Source organism: Thiocapsa rosea (assembly GCF_003634315.1).
Taxonomy (GTDB): Bacteria; Pseudomonadota; Gammaproteobacteria; order Chromatiales; family Chromatiaceae; genus Thiocapsa; species Thiocapsa rosea.
The window spans coordinates 3,005,363-3,024,531 of the sequence record NZ_RBXL01000001.1 but is presented as its reverse complement, the minus strand read 5'-3'; the positions used below and the strand labels follow the sequence as shown (position 1 = coordinate 3,024,531).

The 19,169-nt window shown below is 64.1% G+C and carries 20 protein-coding genes; 8 read left to right on the top strand and 12 right to left on the bottom strand.

Features of this window, described 5'->3' with window-relative positions:
* Window positions 1-42: 42 nt before the first annotated feature.
* From BDD21_RS13540 to BDD21_RS13495, 10 genes are all read right to left on the bottom strand, one after another.
* Window positions 43-528: a PIN domain-containing protein gene (locus BDD21_RS13540; RefSeq protein ID WP_120797603.1), complete on the bottom strand. Its 486-nt coding sequence runs from the start codon at window positions 526-528 to the stop codon at window positions 43-45.
* Between the two features lies 1 nt (window position 529).
* The gene (locus BDD21_RS13535; protein ID WP_093190196.1) at window positions 530-775 is read right to left on the bottom strand and encodes a UPF0175 family protein; all 246 of its coding nucleotides are present in this window, start codon (window positions 773-775) and stop codon (window positions 530-532) included.
* Window positions 776-1,122: 347 nt separating this feature from the next.
* Window positions 1,123-1,404 (bottom strand): antitoxin, encoded by a 282-nt coding sequence (locus tag BDD21_RS13530; RefSeq protein WP_120797602.1) that lies wholly within the window; start codon window positions 1,402-1,404, stop codon window positions 1,123-1,125.
* A complete protein-coding gene (hsdR, locus tag BDD21_RS13525; protein WP_120797601.1) occupies window positions 1,401-4,793 on the bottom strand; it encodes a type I restriction-modification system endonuclease in 3,393 nt (1,130 codons plus the stop codon). Before hsdR ends, BDD21_RS13530 begins: the two co-directional genes overlap by 4 nt.
* A gap of 22 nt (window positions 4,794-4,815) precedes the next feature.
* A complete protein-coding gene (locus BDD21_RS13520) occupies window positions 4,816-5,442 on the bottom strand; it encodes a 3'-5' exonuclease (RefSeq protein ID WP_120797600.1) in 627 nt (208 codons plus the stop codon).
* 24 nt (window positions 5,443-5,466) lie between these two features.
* Window positions 5,467-5,970 carry a DUF6398 domain-containing protein gene (locus BDD21_RS13515; protein WP_120797599.1) on the bottom strand — a complete coding sequence of 168 codons (504 nt, stop codon included), beginning with the start codon at window positions 5,968-5,970 and terminating at the stop codon, window positions 5,467-5,469.
* 42 nt (window positions 5,971-6,012) lie between these two features.
* Window positions 6,013-6,570, bottom strand: a complete 558-nt coding sequence (locus tag BDD21_RS13510) for a hypothetical protein (RefSeq protein WP_147431076.1) — start codon at window positions 6,568-6,570, stop codon at window positions 6,013-6,015.
* Window positions 6,571-6,981: 411 nt separating this feature from the next.
* Entirely contained in the window at window positions 6,982-7,524 is a 543-nt protein-coding gene (locus BDD21_RS13505; protein WP_120797597.1) for a ferritin-like domain-containing protein, read from the bottom strand.
* Entirely contained in the window at window positions 7,521-8,357 is an 837-nt protein-coding gene (locus tag BDD21_RS13500) for a 2-oxoacid:ferredoxin oxidoreductase subunit beta (protein ID WP_120797596.1), read from the bottom strand. Before BDD21_RS13500 ends, BDD21_RS13505 begins: the two co-directional genes overlap by 4 nt.
* Before the next feature lies 1 nt (window position 8,358).
* Window positions 8,359-10,113, bottom strand: a complete 1,755-nt coding sequence (locus BDD21_RS13495) for a 2-oxoacid:acceptor oxidoreductase subunit alpha (RefSeq protein WP_120797595.1) — start codon at window positions 10,111-10,113, stop codon at window positions 8,359-8,361.
* A gap of 243 nt (window positions 10,114-10,356) precedes the next feature.
* Between BDD21_RS13495 and nifV the strand changes: the two genes are divergently transcribed.
* The 5 genes from nifV to nifM all read left to right on the top strand — a co-directional run bounded on the left by nifV (window position 10,357) and on the right by nifM (window position 14,068).
* Window positions 10,357-11,517 carry a homocitrate synthase gene (gene nifV, locus BDD21_RS13490; RefSeq protein ID WP_120797594.1) on the top strand — a complete coding sequence of 387 codons (1,161 nt, stop codon included), beginning with the start codon at window positions 10,357-10,359 and terminating at the stop codon, window positions 11,515-11,517.
* A 19-nt stretch (window positions 11,518-11,536) separates the two neighbouring features.
* Window positions 11,537-12,079 carry a hypothetical protein gene (locus BDD21_RS13485; RefSeq protein WP_120797593.1) on the top strand — a complete coding sequence of 181 codons (543 nt, stop codon included), beginning with the start codon at window positions 11,537-11,539 and terminating at the stop codon, window positions 12,077-12,079.
* A gap of 288 nt (window positions 12,080-12,367) precedes the next feature.
* On the top strand, window positions 12,368-12,712 hold the full coding sequence (nifW, locus tag BDD21_RS13480; RefSeq protein WP_120797592.1) for a nitrogenase-stabilizing/protective protein NifW: 345 nt from the start codon (window positions 12,368-12,370) through the stop codon (window positions 12,710-12,712).
* Window positions 12,696-13,187, top strand: coding sequence for a nitrogen fixation protein NifZ (locus BDD21_RS13475; protein WP_120797591.1), 492 nt, complete (start codon window positions 12,696-12,698; stop codon window positions 13,185-13,187). The genes nifW and BDD21_RS13475 overlap by 17 nt, the downstream gene beginning before the upstream one ends.
* Window positions 13,188-13,231: 44 nt before the next feature.
* Window positions 13,232-14,068 carry a nitrogen fixation protein NifM gene (gene nifM / locus BDD21_RS13470; protein WP_245969591.1) on the top strand — a complete coding sequence of 279 codons (837 nt, stop codon included), beginning with the start codon at window positions 13,232-13,234 and terminating at the stop codon, window positions 14,066-14,068.
* 464 nt (window positions 14,069-14,532) lie between these two features.
* Here the strand turns inward: nifM and BDD21_RS13465 are convergent, their stop codons facing one another.
* Window positions 14,533-14,979 carry a hypothetical protein gene (locus BDD21_RS13465; RefSeq protein WP_120797589.1) on the bottom strand — a complete coding sequence of 149 codons (447 nt, stop codon included), beginning with the start codon at window positions 14,977-14,979 and terminating at the stop codon, window positions 14,533-14,535.
* A gap of 247 nt (window positions 14,980-15,226) precedes the next feature.
* Window positions 15,227-16,858, bottom strand: a complete 1,632-nt coding sequence (locus BDD21_RS13460; RefSeq protein WP_120797588.1) for an alpha/beta hydrolase family protein — start codon at window positions 16,856-16,858, stop codon at window positions 15,227-15,229.
* A 653-nt stretch (window positions 16,859-17,511) separates the two neighbouring features.
* On the opposite strand from BDD21_RS13460, the gene BDD21_RS13455 reads away from it, so the two are divergent.
* The 3 genes from BDD21_RS13455 (at window position 17,512) to BDD21_RS13445 (ending at window position 19,012) form a co-directional block, all read left to right on the top strand.
* A complete protein-coding gene (locus BDD21_RS13455; protein ID WP_120799916.1) occupies window positions 17,512-17,736 on the top strand; it encodes a Trm112 family protein in 225 nt (74 codons plus the stop codon).
* A gap of 52 nt (window positions 17,737-17,788) precedes the next feature.
* Entirely contained in the window at window positions 17,789-18,367 is a 579-nt protein-coding gene (locus BDD21_RS13450; RefSeq protein WP_245969590.1) for a Slp family lipoprotein, read from the top strand.
* Window positions 18,368-18,478: 111 nt separating this feature from the next.
* A complete protein-coding gene (locus BDD21_RS13445; RefSeq protein ID WP_170164750.1) occupies window positions 18,479-19,012 on the top strand; it encodes a Slp family lipoprotein in 534 nt (177 codons plus the stop codon).
* Window positions 19,013-19,169: the final 157 nt, after the last annotated feature.

The window sequence follows — 19,169 nt, the reverse complement described above, 5'->3', positions numbered from 1 at the left end:
GGGACGGGAGCGCCCATCCTGCAAGTCCCGGCGCTTAATCTGTCATGTTTCGCTCGCTTCCTCCATTACCCGTGCGTAGAGCGCGTCGGTGATCCAAAATCCCGCAGTGTGCCGAAGTGCATCCAGCAGAGGGCGAATGTTCCCGATGATTCCCCGTTGCTTGGCCAGCAGGAGAACACCTGGCAGTCCCATGACTGGCACCCCTAAGCGCTGTGCCACGCTCCGCCCGCGTCGCTCATCGATCAAGAGCAAGCTGGCTTGGCGCTCAAGTGCGCAGGCGATTGCCTCCGACTCTCCAGGGTCAAGCTCAAGACTCAGGGCGGCGACGAGCGGTCGATTGGCGACATTCCAAGTTTGGACCCAGGGCGCGCGGCGAATCTCCGCAGCGCCTGGCGCTTCCGGATCGATGACGGCGATTTCATGAAAAACCGCGGCAGGTATCGCGATCTGGCCATATAACGCGGGCAGCAGGTTCAACCGACCGATGCAGGCCAAGTTGATGATGGGCGAAGTATTCGAGACAACCACGTCAGGCGGGTCCGTGGCTGCTCAAGGTCTTCAAATCTTGCTCGAATTCCGGCACGTCGTAATGCGGTCCGATGCCCCGACCGGCGAGAAGATGCTGGAAGGGCAGCGGGCGCATCCCGGCGAGGGCAGCGGCCTGAACGAGGGTGAGGCGGTCTTGCGCAAAGAGCAGGATCGCCAATTCCTGCTTGAGCTCGGCAGCCGTCAGGTGCGCGGCGTGCAGTGTTTCATCAGAGATTACGAGTGACATGCGCGGTTCTGTCCTGCTCAACTCTCGAATGCTGTTGAGAATGCGGCCGATACGTTTGCGGGCGAAGCGGCGGTGGCCCCAGAACGTGGGATAGGCAGGCCCGTCCACCGTCGCGGTTCTTCTGCGAGCGGGCCTTGCTCGTACCTCCGGCCATCGTGGCTCGTGGCGCAGAGCGCCAGGGGCATGCGTGACACCGCAGAGCGGGTGTCACGAGCGAAAAAGGAGTTTCCGATTGGCTTATCCGTTCGCTATCTTCCTCTCCTTCCAGGCTTTGCCTGGCGCAACGGTCTTACGAGCGAGGCCTGCGAGCGCATCGTGCAGGCTTTGCCCAACCTACTCGCTGCATTCTACTTCTTCGCCGATTTGTCGACCAATCGGCCGTCGACGAACTTGTGCAGTACGCTGGATACCAGCGTTTGGCATGGGATTCCTTCTTGCAACGCCCGTGCTTGTAACGCACGAAGATCCTTGGAGGAAAGGCGAATGCTGATACGTGCGTCCTTCCTGAACGTGGCGTCCGCAATGGCTTGATGAGTCTTCTTCTCGTCAACGGCACTTTTTGCCCTTTTGAGATTTCCGGACTCAAATGCCTCCAGAATTTCTTTTTCCTCGGAATCAAGCCTGATCATCCTGCCTTGCTCCAGAGCGCCTCGTTCAGCTCGCCCAGAACGGCTTCGAGCTGGCCGTCAAACACCTTGTTGAGACGGCTGAAACCGCCATGCGCCTGGAAGGGCTCACGGTCGAGCGCCGCGCGATCCACCACGATCTCGCGCTCGACCTGTTCGGCAATGCGCTTGAGCCATTTGCGCTGCGGGTCGCTCCAGGGGTGTTTGGCGAGGATCCGCTGCATGGCGGCGCGGACCCGTTCCTCGAAGGGAATCAGCGCGTCGCCGAGGGCGGCCTGACGGACGAACCCGATGATCGAGGCGGCGATCTCTTCGTTCCGGGCATCCTGCCACGCCCGGCGCAGGTTGGCATCGGAATAACCCAGTTTGTCGAGCGCAAGGCGCAGCTCGCGAAGCTTGGCGCGGGTCAGCTCGCGCGGGCGCTGCACCACGACCGTCAGGGCGGCGATCTTGTTGACGTTGTTGCGCACGTAGCTGGTGAAGCCGTCGAGAAAATCCTCGGGCTTGTCGGCGGACCCGTAGCCGCGCACGACCTCGGCAATCCGATCATCGTGAGACGAGATCGGGATTCGCCGTGACGCATACGCCTCCGGTTCCCAGTCGAGGATACGGCCAAGACCGGGCCTTGACGTGATCCAGACGACGCTCGTATCGAGCGGCTGCTCCGCCAAGCGCTTCAGCGTCGCCTCGGGCGTTTCGCCTGCATGCGCCTCGTACTCGGCACGGGCCTCGTCGGGAAGCTTGCCGAGACGCCGGCGCAGCTTGACCAGGATTTGGTCGAGGATCTCCGCGCGGTGCCCGTCCGTCTCGACCTTGGCGAGCTCCTCGAAGAGCTGTTCCAGGCTGATCGAGGGGTTGACCACGACCGGGCGCATATCGGTCAGGTTCTGGAGATGCGGATAGAGATCGACGGCATCGAAGATGCGGAAGGTCTCCTTGCCGATCTCGTCGCAACGCCGGGTCGCCCGGCCCAGCATCTGCTCGTAGAGGATGCGGCTGTTGACGCGACGCAGAAAGACGAGGTTCGTGATCTTGGGGACATCAATCCCGGTGGTCAGCAGATCGACTGTGACGGCGATCTTCGGCAGGTCGTCGTTGCGATAGGAGCGGATCAGGCCGCTGACCTGATCGACGCTGCCGGTGATCTTGCGGATGGCGGCGTCCTCGATCTCGCCGTAGCGCGCCTTGAACGCCTTCTTGAGCTGATCGACGACGATGTCGGCATGGGCGTCGGTGGCGGCAAAGACCAGGGTCTTGCCCGGCAGGTCCGGATCGATGTGCTTGGTCAGCTCCTCGGCCACGACCTTGTTGAAGTTGACCGTCACGACCTGCTTGTTGAAGGCTTCGACCTCGAAGTCGATCTGGTCCGGGACATGAGACAGGTCGATCTTGCCGGTCTTGGTATCGAGCAGCTCGATCTGCTCGCCCTTGCCGAAATGAATCCCTGCCTGCGAGAGGGCGGTGGTGATCTGGATCGGCGGCTCATGGTCGATCAGGTAGCCGTCGACGACCGCCTCGCGGTAGGAGTAGGTGTAAACCGGATCGCCGAAGATCTGCACCGTATGCAGTGCGGGCGTCGCGGTCAGGCCGATCTTGACCGCGTCGAAGTGCTCCAGGACCCGGCGGTATTTGGAGATGTAGTCCGCCTCGCTGCGGAAGCTGAGTTCGCCGTCGGACAGCTCGCGGTCGAGGAGATAGCCCCGGTGGCACTCGTCGATGACGATCAGATCGTACTGGTCGATGGGCAGTACATCAGCCGGATCGGCGTTGTAGAGCACCCGGCGCACCAGGCCCTGAATGGTGCAGATGTGGACCTTGGTTTCCGGCTCGGGACCGGTGGCGTCAAGTCCTTTGAGATCGAAGATGTCGGCGAAGGTCTTGGTCCCGACCACCTTGGTGGACGAGAACTCCCCGCCGGTCTGCTGCCCCAGGGCGCTGCGGTCCACCACGAAGCAGACGCGGCGAAAGCGCTTCGCGTTGAGCAGGCGAAAGAGCAGGGCGATGGCGAGCTTGGTCTTGCCGGTTCCGGTCGCCATGGCGACCAACAGGGACCGCAATCCTTCTGCAATGCCCTCCTCGACCGCCTTGATGGCCTGTTGCTGATAGGGCCGCAATGGGAAGCCGAACACCATCGGCTGAATCTTGAGGGCCGCTTGGGCGGCCTCGATGTCGATCTCCAAACGGGCCTTGAGCCCATCCGGCGTCGGCCAGTCGTTCAGGGCGCGGCGGTGATGGGTGGCCCTGCGGGTATCGCGAAACCAGATGCCGCTCTCGGTCTCGATCTGCTTGAGATAGGGCCGTCCATTGGTCGCGAAGACGAAGGGGACCCGGTAGGCGTCCCACGGCCCCCCGCTCGCCTCCGCCTCGCCGTCCTCGAGGATAATGTCGCGCGCGTAGCGCTCGGACTGATCGACGGCGGCGGAGACGTTCTTGCGTTCGCGCTTCGCCTCCACCGTGCCGAGACAGGGTAAGCCGTAGAAGAGCGCATAGTCGGCCGGACCGCTCGCGGTCGGCCACTCGGCAATCGCCATCGCCCTGCCCTTGACCGGGCGCGCGCCCTGACTGTAACGCAGGACCTTGGTATCGGCTTCCCAACCTCGGATGCGCAGTTGCTCGTCGATGATGGCGCGCGTCGCGGCCTCGTCGAGATCGATCCCTTTGGCGGCTTGCTCGGCCTGTTGCTGCCGGCGGGCCTTCTGCTGCGGCGTGGCTTGGGCGGCGGCCGTCTGGAGGACAAGCAGGTCGGCCAGTGCTGCGTTTTTCTGGTCCTCCGCGTCCTGCGCAATCACGGCCCACAACTCTCGCTCCTCGTCGATCCGGCGGGCGCGGGCCTCGGCGGTTTCATGGGCGACCCTCGCCGCCTTGGCCGCTTCCCGCGACTTCTCGGCCTTGCCGAGCAGTTGAGCCCGTTCGGCGCGCAACTGTTCCAGCTCCTCCATGAGTGATTCCGAAGCCGCCTGCGGCGCGGTCGGCGGCACGAAAGGGCCGGGCTTGAAACCCGCATCTTTTCCAAACGTCCGGTGAAACCAGATCGCCAGTTGCCGGGCGATCTTGAGCGTCGTCAGGGCATCCCGGTGATCACCGTCCCCATGGTGCGTCGCGCGGTTGCCGACAATCCGGACCTGATGAAACAGATCGAGGACCTCGGGAGGCACCGCACGCTCGAACTTGAGACGACGCAACAGGTCCGATTGCAGCTCGTCCGGGGTCGCGAGAAGACCGCTCCGAGCGGCCACTTGGCGGGCCAGCTCCTCGCCGAACTGGCGGAGCTTGATGAGGCAGGTCGAGGGATCATCGGCGAAATAACGTTCCGCCAGGGCGCCGAGGCGATCAAGCTGTTGCTCATAGGCCCGAAGAAATCCGAAGTTCCGTGATACGCCCTCGGTTGGCATCAAAACACCCCTGTCGCAACGCTCATCCGCTTCCCGCTGCCGCCCCGCCGTAACGCGCGATGCAGTTTTCAAGCTGCGTCTTCGCCGTCCGCTGAATCCTGCCAAGGAGATCATGCGAGACGGCCTGAAGCCCGAACCGCTCCATCAAGGCCCGCTCCAGATACAGGGTCAGATACGCCGCCATCTCGGCGTCGGCCTGCGCTCGATGATAGCGGCCGGTGACCGGTAATCCGGCGTACTCGACCAGGGTGCCGAGCTTGTGATTGGGTGCTTGAGGTAAGACGCGACGGGAGACCAACATGGAGCAGGCGAAGGCTTGGGGTGTCCTGCGCCCGATGCGTGCCAACTCGGCATCCCAGAACTTGCGGTCGAACGAGGCGTTGTGGGCGACCAGGGGATAGTCGCCGACGAAGTCCGCGACCTCCGCCATGACTTGGCTGGCCGGCGGTGCCTCGCGCACCATGGCGTTGCTGATCCCGGTGAGGTGCTCGATAAAGGATGGGATGCGAACACCGGCATTCATCAGGCTCTGGTACTGATCGACGATGCGCCCGTCGCGGATGAAGACGGCCGCGATCTCGGTTGCACGGTCGCCCATGTCCGGCGACAGGCCGGTGGTCTCGAAATCGATCACGACAACCGGATCCATCCCTCTTCGTCTCCTCGTTGCCGCTCACGGCAGATAGGGGATCAACCCAAGCCGAAACGCTTCTTCTTGAATCTCGCGAGGGGCCGTCCGAGCATCGAGGATAAAGCCTTTCACCTGAATCATCCAGGCCAGCGGGTTGTCGCCAATCCGGCTGGGGAGTGTCCAATTGGGATCGCCTTGATGGGAATTGAGCCATTTGAGGATCGCGGTCGATTTCGCCGAGCCTGTGCTCTTACTGACGCCGAAGGGTGAGCACAGCTCCTCGGCAGTCATGGTCGGTGTCTGGCTTTTGTCGAACAGAAAGTTGACGCGTCCAGCCGAGTAAACGACCCCGCAGGCCCAGGTGCTCGGTTTGCCCGTGGCAAGCGGCGAGGGTCGTTTCCGGCAGAGTTTCGCGACCATCCGTCGACAGAGATCCCTGTACTCCGTATTCAAATGGGCCTCGCAGAACGGGTCGGTCAACGCGGTGATCGCGTCGTACTGACCCTGGAGCGCGGTCGGCACCCGCTCTGTTTGTTGTCCTGTCATCTCGTTTCACCTCGTTGGACTTGTCGTTGCATCGCAAACCAATCAAGTCGACCAGTCACACCACATCTGGGCTCTGCCGTCTTCGACCTTGAGACCCGTCGACGCCTCGATATCGTTGTCGGGATCGTCGGCCATCTGTGTCGCCGATGTCTCGATCCGCGTCTGGAAGACCTTCAATGCCGGTTCACTCGGGGGCGAAAAGATCACGGCCGTGCCCGCAATCCCGTTGGACTTTCCAAGCCAGAATTGGATGGATTCCACGGGAACCTCACGCCAGGTTCCCGTCACATCCACCTCGATCAGTTGATACTCACCTGTCTCTTCGACGATCCGAATATCACCGATCGCGGATCGAATCGGCGCGTCGAGAACTGCTTTCGCCGCCGCAGGCGTCAAACGATACACCTCGCCTTCATGCTCTCTTAGTGCCCGAAGAAATGCATCGAATTGCGCACTGGCGGTGCATTGCGCATCCAAGCCGGAGAGGAATGCGTCGAGTGGACGAGCCGGCATGTTCCCGACAGTCGTCGCCAACGCAGCCCCCGCGCTCATTGCCGTGAGCATCGCGACCGGCAATACCGAGTTGAAGCGTCGATTCAACACATCGATTCCAAACATCTTCACGTGCGTTGCCCTCCAATTGCGTTCGTATCAACTGCGGGGGTTGTCGGCGGGGCTCGGCGGCGGGTTGATCACCCCGCACCCTTGCCCGCTTCTCTCTCGCTCTCGTCGAGCCGATTCTCGGCCTGCTCTCGCGTACCGACCAGGCACTCCGCTTCGAACCGGAAAAAAAGGATGGTCTTAAACCGCGTCCAGAGCGAAATACGTCGTTTTCACATGGTGTTCAGAGTCGGGGGCTTCCTCGATCTTGCCGAGACGCGGTTTAAAATCTAATTTTCTTAATAACTTAAACCGCGCCAGATCCGACAGTCGTCGGAGCCGGTGCGGCCAAGCCATTCCAACGAATGACGCATACCGCACCGGGCGCGGTTTAATCCCGAGGGTCGGACTTCAGCCCAACTGATTGGGCGGATCCAGATCTTCGGGCGTCCGGGTCGGGGCCAGGCGCTCGCGCTCGACCCAGGTGGCGACCAGCTCGACGTGCTCGTTCTCCTCGGCGGCCATCTCCGCAGCGAGCGCGCGGACCCGCGGCTGCGGTGAGTCGGTGGCGACGAAGGCATAGAAATCGCGACCGCGGATCTCGTTGAAGAGCGCCAGCTCCAAGGCTTGAAGCGGGGTCATCAAATAGCTGACGTCGAAGTCGTCGCAATCGACCTCGGGGCTGCCGGGGCAGGCCCATTTGAAGTCCCAGGGGGCGATCTCGGGGAGCCGGAGGCCCTCGGCGCGGGCTGTCACCTCGGAGGCATGTGCGGCGCTCATGTCGGCGAGGAGTCGAAAAACAGCGGCGACCGTGTGGTTGTGGTGCACGGTCATGGACTCGGCGAGCTGGCGATAACGCTCGGCGGATTCGTGCTCGAGCTCGAGCGCATGCACCAAGAACTCGGCGACGGACTCGATCCGCTGCGTCGATGGCGTGCTCGATGGCGTGCTCATAAGGCAAACTCCCGTTCCAGATCCGCGGTGGTCGCGGTCGCCTGGTTTTGCGGCTGCCAGACCGGGAGCCGCCGGACATAGAGCAGGCCGAGCGCCATGCCGTCGTCGGCCTGGATAAAGCGGGCGGCCTCGACCGGATCGTCGGTCGGCGCCATGTCGCTCGGGTGGACCAGGTGCTTCCACTCCTTCTGCTCCGGGCGGAAGGTCTGGCAGGGACTCAAGACCTGCAGAAAGGCGAATCCGGGATGCTCGATCGCCTCCACCAGCAGCTTGGTCAATCCGTTGGGATCACCCGCGAAACCACGGGCGATGAAGCTCGCACCGGCCGCGAGCGCGATCGCCGTGGGCAGGAAGGGGCGCATGCCGGTGCCGTGCGGCGTGAGCTTGCTCTTGGCCCAATCCGGCTGTGTGGTCGGCGAGGCCTGGCCCTTGGTCATGCCGTAGACCTCGTTGTCCATGACGATGTAGGTCAGGTCCATGTTGCGTCGGCAGGCGTGCAGAAAGTGGTTCCCCCCGATCGAGAAGCCGTCGCCGTCGCCGCCGGCCACGATCACGGTGAGGTCAGGCCGGGCCGCCTTGAGCCCCGAGGCGATCGGCAGCGCGCGGCCGTGAATGCCGTGGAAGCCGTAGGCATCGACATAGGCCGGCAAGCGCGACGAGCAGCCGATGCCGGAGATCATGGCGACGCGCTCCTTGGCGAGCTTCAGATGCGCCAGCGCCTTGGTGACGGCGGACAGCACCGCGAAGTGTCCGCAGCCGGGACACCAGACGGGTGCGACATCGGACTTGTAGTCCTTGGCTCGGAGGGTCGGGGTGATACCGGCAACATCCATCTCAAGTCTCCTGGCGCTCATGACGCTCGGTCAGCGCGCGCATGATCTCGGCGGGTCGCAACGGCAGAGGGCCGGGTCGGGCAAAAGACCGGGCATGCGTCGGGAGCGCGCGTTGTGAATGGAGATAGGCGAAGCATTGTGCGGTCTGGTTTTGCTCCACGACCAGGATCGAGCCGGCCGAGCCGATCGCTTCGAGCAACGCCTCGCGTTGCAGCGGTGCGAGCAGGCGCAGGGCGATCGCCCGCGTCGGAATCCCCGCGTCACGCAGACGCTGCGCGGCCTCGAAGACCGGACCCGCGGAGGAACCCCAGGTCAGAAGCAAATGGTCGCCCTCGCCCCGGATCTCGGCCCAACCCGGCCCGTAGTCGAATCCGGTCAGCTTACGCAGACGCTTCTCGAGCTGCTCGGCGTGGTCGATCGCACGACTCGAAGGCGCGCCGCCCGGGCCGTGCTCCAGACCCTCGCCCGTATACATCCCGCCCGCCAGTCCGGGGAGCGCCATCGGCGAGACGCCGTCCGGCGTCGGCCGATAGCGACGATGATCGGGGTCCGCCTCCTGCGCGATCAGGCGTTGCAGATGCGGCCTCTGCCCTGCCCCGAACGGCCGGTCGCCGGGCGGGTCGATGATCGCGCGCGACTGGCCCAGCATCTGATCCGACAGCACGATCGCGACCGTCTGCAGGTGCTCGGCCAGACCGACCGCCCATTCAACCGTGTCGACGCAATCGCGGATCCCCAAGGCGGCCAGGACCAGATGCGGGGCGTCCCCGTGCAGTCCGTGGAGTGCAATGTTCAGATCGGACTGCTCGGACTTGGTCGGGATGCCCGTCGAAGGACCGCCGCGCTGAACGTTGACCACCACGACCGGGGTCTCGCTCGCCACCGCCAGACCCAAGCCTTCGACCATCAGGCTTAAGCCCGGGCCGGAGGTCGCCGTCAGCGAGGGCACGCCGCCGAAGGAGCTGCCGATGATCATGTTGATCGAGGCCAGCTCGTCCTCGGCCTGGAGCAAGGAGCCGCCGAGCAGCTCCAAGCGGGGCGCGAGCCATTCCAACACCTCGCTCGCCGGGGTGATGGGATAGGCCGCGACGAACCGCACCCCGCCGCGCACCGCACCCAGTCCCGCCGCCTCGTTGCCGCTGATGTTCCAGCGCGCGACGGCCGGGGCGCTTGCCGATGAGGGCACGCTCGAGGCGTCGGCGGCGGCATAGCCGGAGCGGACGCAATCGAGCGAGTGGCTCAACACCCGAGCACTCTTGCCGCCGAGCGTCGCACGCGCGCCTGCTTCGAGCGCATCCAGCGGCAGACCGAGCATCGCGCCGACCATGCCGAGCGCGACCATGTTCACGCGCCCCTCGGTCTGGGCATCGGCGAGCGCCTTCCAGGGCAGGCTGCGCACCTGCGCGCCCGAGCGCAGGAGAATCTCGGGGATCGGCTCGGCCTGCGCGTCCGTGAGGATGAGACTGTTGCGATCCAGCGGCAGCTCGTCGGCAAAGCGGGCGACGTTCTCCCAGTCCAGACCGACAAGCAGGTCGAAGCAATCGCCCATGCACTCGATCGGCTGCGTCCCGAAGCGCAGCATGGCCGCGGACTCACCGCCGCGAATCTGCGGACCGGCCGAGCGGCCGAGCAGACCGTAATAGCCGGCGCGCCCGACGGCGGCGAGCAGGATGAGCCCCGCCGTGACCGCTCCGCTGCCGCCGGAGCCCGTGATGGCGAGGGTGGCGCCCCCGGCGAGGGTCGATCGTTCGGTCATCCGCACTCCGCTCGTTGAAATGTCGCCGACTATTGGAACCGCAAAGGCGCGACCGGCGCAAAGGCTTTCGCGGTCCGGGGTGCGGCAATGCCGTTGAATCTGCGACAGCACCCCGGCAGGGCGCTGTCGCAAAGGCTCCATTGCGAGACCCGGATACGCGCAAGACTCTGTTCATGCAGACTAATATCAAATGGCCCGGTGTTTGCTTAGAAAAGAATTCAAACGTCCTTCGAGGAACCGGGCATGGAACCGCAACAGATCACCCGACAGGTCACGATCAACGACACCACGCTGCGCGACGGCGAGCAGTCCGCCGGCGTCGCCTTCTCGATCGATGAAAAACTCGCGATCGCCCGCGGTCTCGATGCGCTCGGCGTGCCCGAGCTCGAGGTCGGCATCCCGGCAATGGGAGACGAGGAGCGCGAGTCGATCCGCGCCGTCGCCGCGCTTGGGCTGCGCGCACGCCTGATGGTCTGGACCCGGATGCGCCCCGGCGATATCGCACAGTGCCGTGATCTGGGCGTCGACATGGTGGATCTGTCCATCCCGGTCTCCGATCAGCAGATCACCCACAAGCTCGGACGCGACCGCGCCTGGGTCATCGCGCAGATCCAACACCAGGTCGCGGTCGCTCTGGACATGGGGCTCGAGGTCTGCGTCGGTGCCGAGGACGCCTCGCGCGCCGATCCGGAGCTGCTCTGGCTCGCCGCGGAGGCCGCCCAGAACGCCGGGGCCCGTCGCTTTCGCTTCGCCGACACGGTCGGCCTGATGGATCCCTTCGCGATCTACGAGCGCATGCGGGACCTGCGCGCCATCGTGGACATCGAGATCGAGATGCACGCCCACGACGACCTCGGGCTGGCCACCGCCAACAGCCTGGCGGCGGTGCGCGGGGGCGCGACGCATCTGAACACCACCGTCCACGGGCTCGGCGAGCGCGCCGGCAACGCCGCGCTGGAAGAGGTGGTGATGGGGCTCAAGCACATCCACGGCATCGACAGCGGGATCGACCTGCACACCTTCGCGGAGCTCTCCGGGCTGGTCGCGCGGGCCTCCGGCAAACCGGTCGCCTGGCACAAGAGCCTGGTTGGAGACGGTGCCTTTACCCATGAGTCCGGGATCCATGTCGACGGGCTCCTGAAGGATCCGCGGAACTATCAAGGCATCGATCCGGCCGAGGTCGGGCGTCGGCATCACCTGGTGCTGGGCAAGCATTCCGGCCGCCACGCGGTCCGCCAAGCCTATGCCGATCTCTTGCGCTGCGAGCTGGGTCTCGACGATGCCGACCGGCTGCTGCCCTTGGTCCGGCGCTTTGCGACCGAGAGCAAACGCGCGCCCGAGGCACCGGAGCTGATGGGCTTCCTCGCCGAGATCGGCAATCCTTGGGCCGTCCGGGTCCAGTAGGCCGGAGAGGAGACGCCTTATGGATTTCTTGGATTTCGACGGCGAGGCCATGTACTTCGACGAGCCCGTCTCGCCGGAGGTGGAGCGACTCCTCGAGGAGGCCGCGGAGGGCTACGGCGAAGACACCGCCGAGGATCGCCTGCTGCTCGCCTATTTCCTCCAGCCCGAGCACCTCACGGTTCTGGTCGCGCTCTATCGCTATTTCTACTACCGACATAGATACCGCGAGGCCCTCATCACCGCCGAGCGTGCGATCGCACTCACCGCGGCCCGGCTCGACCTGCCGACCGACTGGCGCGACCTGCGCGAGTCCGATCTCGGGCAGTCCGTGCTGATCTCGATGAGCCTGACGCGATTCCTCTTGCTGGCGCTCAAGGGCTCGGGATACCTCCTGTTTCGCCTCGGCGATGCAGCAGGGGCACTGAAACGCTTCGAAAAGATCGCCGAGGTCGACACCAGCGATCGGCTCGGCATCGGCGAGCTGCATGCCATGGCGCGGTCTGCGGTGACGCGATCCGCGCTCGAGGGCGCGGGGGGGAATGTGCGGTACTTCAAGGGCTAAATCGCGTCCTGTGCAATGGTCGATGTCGCGCTTACCCTGACGCCCGGTGCACCCCGGTTGGTCTGCGCCGGACGCGATTTAGGATTGAAAGGATTTTTCAGAGATTCGAACAGCCACGTCGCCGATCGGATCGGATCGGATCGGTAGGGTGGACAAGCGCAGCGCAGTCCACCAGCGCCGGCGCAGGGCTCGGTGGACTTCGCTCTCGCTCGTCCACCCTACCGGCCGGTTTTATGAAAAGGCCCGCGACTCAATCATGCCACCGTGACGTTAATGAAGGAGACGACCATGACCGACAATGAATTCGACCTCGACCTCGAGGAGCTCTCCAGCGCCGAGGACTTTCTGACCTACTTCGAGATCGATTTCGATCCCGCCGTGGTGCATGTCAATCGTCTGCATATCCTTCAGCGCTTCCACGATTATCTGGAGCAGGTCGACGAGATGCCCGATTCGGGGATTGCCCGTCGCGCCCTGTATGCGGATCTCCTCGAATCGGCCTATCACGATTTCGTGGTCTCGGATGCCGCCACCGAGAAGGTCTTCCGCGTCTTTCGAATGAACGAGCCCAAGAGCGTGCGGGTCGCGCTCAGCGACCTGACGGAGCAGATGCCCAATGCGGCCCGGCTTTGACTATGGCGACGAGGTGCGCGTCGTGCGCAACGTGCGCAACGACGGCACCTTTCCGGGGCGCCAAACCGGAAACCTCTTGATCCGGCGCGGCAGCACCGGATTCGTGCGCGACATCGGGACCTTTCTTCAAGACCAGATCATCTACTCGGTGCATTTTCTGGAGCATGACCTGGTCGTGGGCTGCCGCGAGGAGGAGCTTCAAGCCGCCGCGGCACCCTGGACGCCGAGCCGCTTCGAGGCACGCGAGAAGGTCGCCAGCCGCATGCCGCTCGGGATTCAGGGCAAGGTCTTGGTCGAGGCCGGCGAGATCGGCGAGGTCATGCGTGTCCTGCGCGATCATCCGGCCGGAGTCGTCTACGAGGTTCATTTCGCGGATAGGCCGACGCTGCAGGTACCCGAATCCGCATTGATCGAGTCCGCCCCCACCGAAGGCGTGACACCGGACACGCCGGAGCGGGAGGCCGAAGCGCCGTGACCACGACATCTCTTCGACAACCGCCGGTCGCACCGGTCGCGTCAATGGACGACGAATATCGCTATCACCTGCTGCGCGCGGCCATCGAGCGGTTTCAATGCGATCTGGTCGGCTTGGATGCGCAGCGTATGGCCGAGGTCGAAAGCCAGGCACGCCGGACATTCGATCTGGAAAGCCTGGTGCTCTCCTCGTGCGAGGCGCTGGATGCGGTCGTGCCGGAGCAGCGGATCGAGGAGGCGCTGCAGGAGCTGCGGGGCCGTTATCCCGACACGGACGCCTTCGAAGAGGACATGGCGCGCAACGGTCTAGCCGAGGACGTCATGCGCCGCGCCCTCCAACGCGAGCTGACCTTCGACGCCGTCATGCAGCGGGTCGGCGCCTATGCCGAGCCGATCACCGAGATCGAGGAGCGGCTCTTCTACGAGCTGCATCGCGAGCGTTTCCAGACCCCTGAGCGCCGCGCCGCCCGCCACATCCTCATCACCGTCAACGACGATTATCCAGAGAACGCCCGCGACGCAGCGCTCGCACGGATCGAACGGATCGCGGCCGAGCTGAAGGGCCATCTCGAGCGGTTCGGCGAGCTGGCCCGTCGGCATTCCGAGTGCCCGACGGCAACAGAGGACGGCAACCTCGGACTCGTGAGACCCGGCCAACTCTTCCCGCAGTTGGACAAATGCCTCTTCGGATTGCAGGCGGGAGACGTGAGCGGACCCCTGGAGTCCGACCTTGGCTTTCATCTGCTGCTCTGCGAGCGTATCGAGCCGGCAAGTTCAGTAGACTTCGACCAGGCTCGGCAGAAGATCCGATCGGCACTCGAACAACGACGCCGACGCGAGGCCCAAAAAGACTGGATCGCGTCCTTACGCCAAAGCGAGTGACGATTCTCAAAGACAGTAAACCACTTAGGCGATTTCCGGGAATCGACATCCCAACTGCGCAGACGATCGGTCGGCAGTGACGCCAACGGTCGTCGCGAAGCGGCGACACCTCCCGGGGGCACGCCGCTTCGCGACCTTGGTCCTCGCTCATTGACCCGGCCACGTTGCTGACCGCACCGGTAGGATGGGTAGAGCGACAGCGAAACCCATCCAGCCCGCACCAAAGGCATCAGGCGAAACCCGGCAACGCAGAGGCGGCAACGCAGAGTTTTGGAGGATGGGTTTCGCTTCGCTCTACCCATCCTACGTGTTTGGTATGTTTTTTGTCTCCGGCCGATTTCCGGAACAGGATCCACCGGCGTGTAGGGGCGCGTAAATTCGCCTCTACCGGTTTTCCGAGCATGCCCGGCCGGATATCAACCCGAGCGCACACGCGACCGGATACCGGCCGAAATCACCCCCCGCTACGCCACCTTCTTATCCGACCCTTCGAGCTTGCGGATCAGCGGATAGAGATGCTCCGTCTCGCGCTGAATGCGGTCCATCACCAGCGCGAACATCTGCTCGGTATCCTGCAGAAACGAAGGGTGATCATCGATGGTCAAGGAACGACGCTTCTGCGAACACCACTGCTTCACATAGGAATTGAAGATTCGTTTGATCTCGGTCGATCCGGAAAGAAAACGATTCGCAGTGTTCTTGACCTTCTGATCCGGATTAGAGATGAGCTGGCTGCAGATCTCCCGATCGACAAGCTCCATATGTTCCTTGACGCGATTGGTCAGATCAAAGAAGACGTCGCAGGTGACATCCGTATCGCACATCGAGCGGTCTCGAACCAAATAGAGAAAGACATTCGAGAGCTCCGTAATCTTGTGGTTCTGCGCGTGTAATTCGGCGAATGCGACCATGTTAAGACTCCTCCGGTCGATAGGTAACAAATTTGGTGGTTCGAGGCAGTTCGGCCGGGCGGCCGGATGCTCTTGTAGTGACCTATGGTACAGGCTGCGGTCGATGTCGCAGCTCCAGTAAACCATAGCGCTTTTGGTAGTTTACGCGAAACGACAACCCAAGAGTAGTCTGCGCCGGATCAAAAAAAGATCCGGCACCGGCCTGTCGGCAGGGCCAGCGTCCACGCTATAAACAGGGTTATTGGGGTCATCGAACCGCGACGAGCGGAAAGGTGACAGCAACGGCGCACGCGAATGCAATCGCATTCGCAACGGCGGCGACGGCCGGATGGCGGGTGCGACGGTACACCCAACCGCTCAGGAGGCCGTAGATCAAGAACAGCACCAGTATCGCCGGCACAATGATGACCAGAAAGAACAATTCGTTGAGATTCAGCGCCACCGCGGCGAGCAGCGAGAATAGAAACAGGAGTTTGGTCAACCAATATCCGCCCCGTGCCGCACCGGATCCACGAGTCGCCCACTCGTCCGCGAGACAATAGACGAGTGTGCCGGCAAAGATCGCAAGCACCAGGTGCAGACGCTCCAAACCCGGAATCAAGGCGGTCACGAACCGATCCGTCGGCACGGCAAACGCGAGTGTCGCATAGACCGAGGCCGCGAGGATCGCGATCGCCGTCGCCGATCGGCTTACCGATCCGTGCGGAGCCGGCACCGCCGGGCGCATCAACCACACGCCGATTGCGGTCAGGATGCCGTAGACCCCGAAGTGGAGCGCCAGATAGTCCCCAAGCATGATCGAGAGGAAATCGCTCGGGACACGCCACAGGACGAGCGGCGTCAACACGGCCGGCGCGATGGCGACCGGCAGCAACCGCCGCCAGCTCAGGCCCGCGCCGAGGGGCCGGTCGGCCACCCGAGGCAGGAGTCGGGACAAGGGCCACGCGAGTGCGAGGATCCCGAGAAAGAGAAGCCCCAGGCCCGCTCCGCGCCGGTCGAGGAAGCCGCTTCCGCTGCGCGCAAAGGCCGCGTCCAGCCACGCCAGCGACTCGGCCAGTGCACGCTCGGCATACAACACCCCGATGTGCTCGACGCCGGGCGCGAGCACCAGACGCCGCGCACTGCCGTCGCCCGGATCGCCGTAGGTCTGTCCCGCCTCCACCTCGCTCCCCGTCGCCTCGGCGATCGCCGCCCGCCCTTGCCCATGGAGCATCTCGGGCTCCAGATCACCGTAGACGAAGAGCAGATTGCGCAGGGATGCCGTGTCCGTGTCTGTCGAGAGATAGGGCGAAACGAGCACGGAGGCGGCAACCGGCATATCGGCGGACTGGGAGGACTGGGAGGACTCGGCGGACTGGGCGGACTGGGCGAAACGCACCAGGACGTCACCCGCCATCGAATGCCCGAGCAAGGCCAGGCGGCCGTCCGCTCCGGGCTGCCGCAAGCCCAGAGCCACCGCGGGCTCAAGCGCATCCGTCAGTATGCGCAAGCGCGTTGCCTGGTCTTCCAGGTCGGCAACGAACGGCGTGGCGTTGCGCCCATGTCCCGGAAAATCGAAGGTGACGGCGATATAGCCATTACGCGCCAAGGTGACCGCGTACGCCTGCATCATCTGACGAGACCCGGCAAACCCGTGCGCGATGACCACGACCGGGGCAGGCGCCTCTCCTGCGGGGCGATAGAGGGTCATGGGCACGCCGGCCTCGCGCACCTGGACGATCGACAGCCCATGAGTGGCGGACTCGAGCTTCAGAAGTCCGGCTGCCAACAGACACACGGCAATCACGGCAACGATCACCGGAGCGACCACCGGAGCGATCATCACGCCGAGGATGCGCTCGCGCTTCTGCCCGACGGGGGTTGTGTCTGAAGGAGGCATAGGATCTCGGGCTGAAAAACGATCGGGGCGGATCCCCACGCGGCGGATCGGCCGACATCGAGCGCGGATTAGATGTTTTGGAACGGGATCGGCCCCGGCGGATTTCACGACCTCTGGAGTTGGCGCGGTTTAAGGCGATTTCCGGGGTACGACAGACCCATTGCGGGTCGGGCTTCAGCCCGACAAGAACGCATCAGGATGGCGAAACCGCCGGGTCGGACTCAAGTCCGACCCACAGTGGGTCGGGAAACGTCGTTCGAGGCGACAAGTTTACTGTGGTCGGGGTCAAGATTCTCAAGAAATCGCCCAAGACATTGAAATATATATTATTCTAAACCGCGTCCCCGCTAACAGCAGCGGGTGCAGCAGACGTCGAACTCACTCAAAAGTGAGCATCGCGCTCTGGACGCGGTTTAGAGCGCTACGTTCGGCAACACGCGTTTGTTTCCGGGAGATGCAGGGACACCGTCGGCTTTTCAACGCATCGCGGACAACCACTGCTGGTTGTGTGTCCTTCCGGAGCGGTAGAATCAAGGATCGACCTAAACCGCGTCCGGAGCGAAATGCTCGCGTTCCAATGCGCTCGACGTGTGCTGCATCCACGACCCTCAGTGGGGACACGGTTTCATTACAGCCTTACGGAGATCCACATGCTGGACAAACAATTGCTCGACATCCTCGTCTGCCCGATCACCAAGGGTCCGCTGATCTTCGACAAGGCGCGCGGGGAGCTGATCTCGATCTCGGCGCAGCTTGCCTATCCGATTCGCGACGATATCCCGGTGATGTTGGAGGATGAGGCCCGGCCACTTTCGGCCGACGAGCTGGAGGTCTACCGTGAGCGCCGCTCCGGCTCGGCCAGAACCAGCCATCCGTGACGCCGGGGGCGCGACCGGCTCCGAGGGGCCTCCCGATGCGGTTTCGGCTCGGATGGCCGACCAGGGTTCGGCCCGGGACCTGATGTCCCGCCTGCGCAGACTCCGGATCGCCGGCCTCGCCCTGCTCGTGCTCGGCGGATGCGCCACCGGCCGCGTGCCCGAGGCGATCCGCGACTCGGCACTGCCCTCGCCCGCCGTGACCGAGGTCCAGCAACGGCCGGAGACCTTCATCGGACAACGCGTGCGCTGGGGCGGGAACATCCTGAACGTGCACAACGCGCCGGACTCCACACGGATCGAGATCCTCGCCCGCACCCTGAACAGGAGCGGCGAGCCCGACGCCGCCCGCGGCCAGGGTCGCTTCATCGTCGAGCTACCCGGCTTCAAGGACCCCGCGGAGTATCCGAAACAACGTCGTTTGACGGTGGTCGGCCCGCTGGTTCGGATAGAAACCCGCGATGTCGGCGAATACCCCTACCCCTATCCGGTCGTCGCGGGCGATGTCTGGTATCTCTGGCCGGACCCGCCGACCGTCGCCACCCCGTCGCCGTACGACTATCCCTGGTATCGACCTTGGTACGGCCCCTGGTACGGGCCTTGGTCGGGTCCCTGGTACGGCCCCTGGTATTGAGGTGACGCACAGATGAGCACACACCCACGATCAAGCCCGGCTTGGCCGACGCGATCCCGGCCGAAAAGACGCCTGTCCGCGCGCGGAAGCGCCGCCGGGCGGACGCTATGGATGCTCGCAGGGCTTCTCCTCGTGCTCGCCGTGCTCGGCGGCTGTGCAAGCCGGCAAGGCTGCGTCGAACCGGTCGGCGCCTCGGGACTGACGCCCGAGGGCGTCGGCGCGCTCGGTCAAGGCGAAGGCGCCGTCGTCACCTGGGGAGGCGTGATCGCCGCCACCCGCAACCTCCCCCGAGAGACCGAGATCGAGACGATCGGCTACCGGCTCGATCGCTGCGGGAAACCGACGACAAGCGGACAACCCATCGGTCGGTTCATTGCCAGCCAAACCGGCTTCTTGGAGCCATCGGACTATCGCCCCGGCCGCCGTATCACGGTCACCGGCCGCATCGCAGGCGTGCGCGACGGTCAGGTCGGCGAAGCAAGCTACCGTTTTCCGGTCTTGGAGGACAGCGTGGTGCGCCTCTGGCCCGACGAGGCCGGCGACGACGGCGGCGGATGGACGCCGCGCCTGAGACCTTATCTCGGGATCGGATTCGGCAGCGGAGGCTTCGGTGGCATCGGCGGCGGCATCGGCCTCGGCTTCTGAATCGCGTCCCGAGCGGTCGATATCGGTTCGCCGTGGGGCGACGGCACCAGGCGACCAAAAGGTATCGACTGGACACCATTCAAAAACACCCGAAACACGTAGGATGGGTAGAGCGAAGCGAAACCCATCCAACCCGCGCCAAAGGCATCGGACCGAA

Coding starts and splice junctions, on each gene's coding strand:
- BDD21_RS13495 (WP_120797595.1), bottom strand. CDS start 10,113: ATGACCGAACGATCGACCCTCGCCGGGGGCGCCACCCTCGCCATCACG.
- BDD21_RS13500 (WP_120797596.1), bottom strand. CDS start 8,357: ATGGATGTTGCCGGTATCACCCCGACCCTCCGAGCCAAGGACTACAAG.
- BDD21_RS13485 (WP_120797593.1), top strand. CDS start 11,537: ATGGATTTCTTGGATTTCGACGGCGAGGCCATGTACTTCGACGAGCCC.
- BDD21_RS13515 (WP_120797599.1), bottom strand. CDS start 5,970: ATGACAGGACAACAAACAGAGCGGGTGCCGACCGCGCTCCAGGGTCAG.
- BDD21_RS13465 (WP_120797589.1), bottom strand. CDS start 14,979: ATGGTCGCATTCGCCGAATTACACGCGCAGAACCACAAGATTACGGAG.
- BDD21_RS13460 (WP_120797588.1), bottom strand. CDS start 16,858: ATGCCTCCTTCAGACACAACCCCCGTCGGGCAGAAGCGCGAGCGCATC.
- BDD21_RS13505 (WP_120797597.1), bottom strand. CDS start 7,524: ATGAGCACGCCATCGAGCACGCCATCGACGCAGCGGATCGAGTCCGTC.
- BDD21_RS13530 (WP_120797602.1), bottom strand. CDS start 1,404: ATGATCAGGCTTGATTCCGAGGAAAAAGAAATTCTGGAGGCATTTGAG.
- nifW (WP_120797592.1), top strand. CDS start 12,368: ATGACCGACAATGAATTCGACCTCGACCTCGAGGAGCTCTCCAGCGCC.
- BDD21_RS13445 (WP_170164750.1), top strand. CDS start 18,479: ATGCTCGCAGGGCTTCTCCTCGTGCTCGCCGTGCTCGGCGGCTGTGCA.
- BDD21_RS13475 (WP_120797591.1), top strand. CDS start 12,696: ATGCGGCCCGGCTTTGACTATGGCGACGAGGTGCGCGTCGTGCGCAAC.
- BDD21_RS13520 (WP_120797600.1), bottom strand. CDS start 5,442: ATGGATCCGGTTGTCGTGATCGATTTCGAGACCACCGGCCTGTCGCCG.
- nifV (WP_120797594.1), top strand. CDS start 10,357: ATGGAACCGCAACAGATCACCCGACAGGTCACGATCAACGACACCACG.
- hsdR (WP_120797601.1), bottom strand. CDS start 4,793: ATGCCAACCGAGGGCGTATCACGGAACTTCGGATTTCTTCGGGCCTAT.
- nifM (WP_245969591.1), top strand. CDS start 13,232: ATGGACGACGAATATCGCTATCACCTGCTGCGCGCGGCCATCGAGCGG.
- BDD21_RS13535 (WP_093190196.1), bottom strand. CDS start 775: ATGTCACTCGTAATCTCTGATGAAACACTGCACGCCGCGCACCTGACG.
- BDD21_RS13450 (WP_245969590.1), top strand. CDS start 17,789: ATGGCCGACCAGGGTTCGGCCCGGGACCTGATGTCCCGCCTGCGCAGA.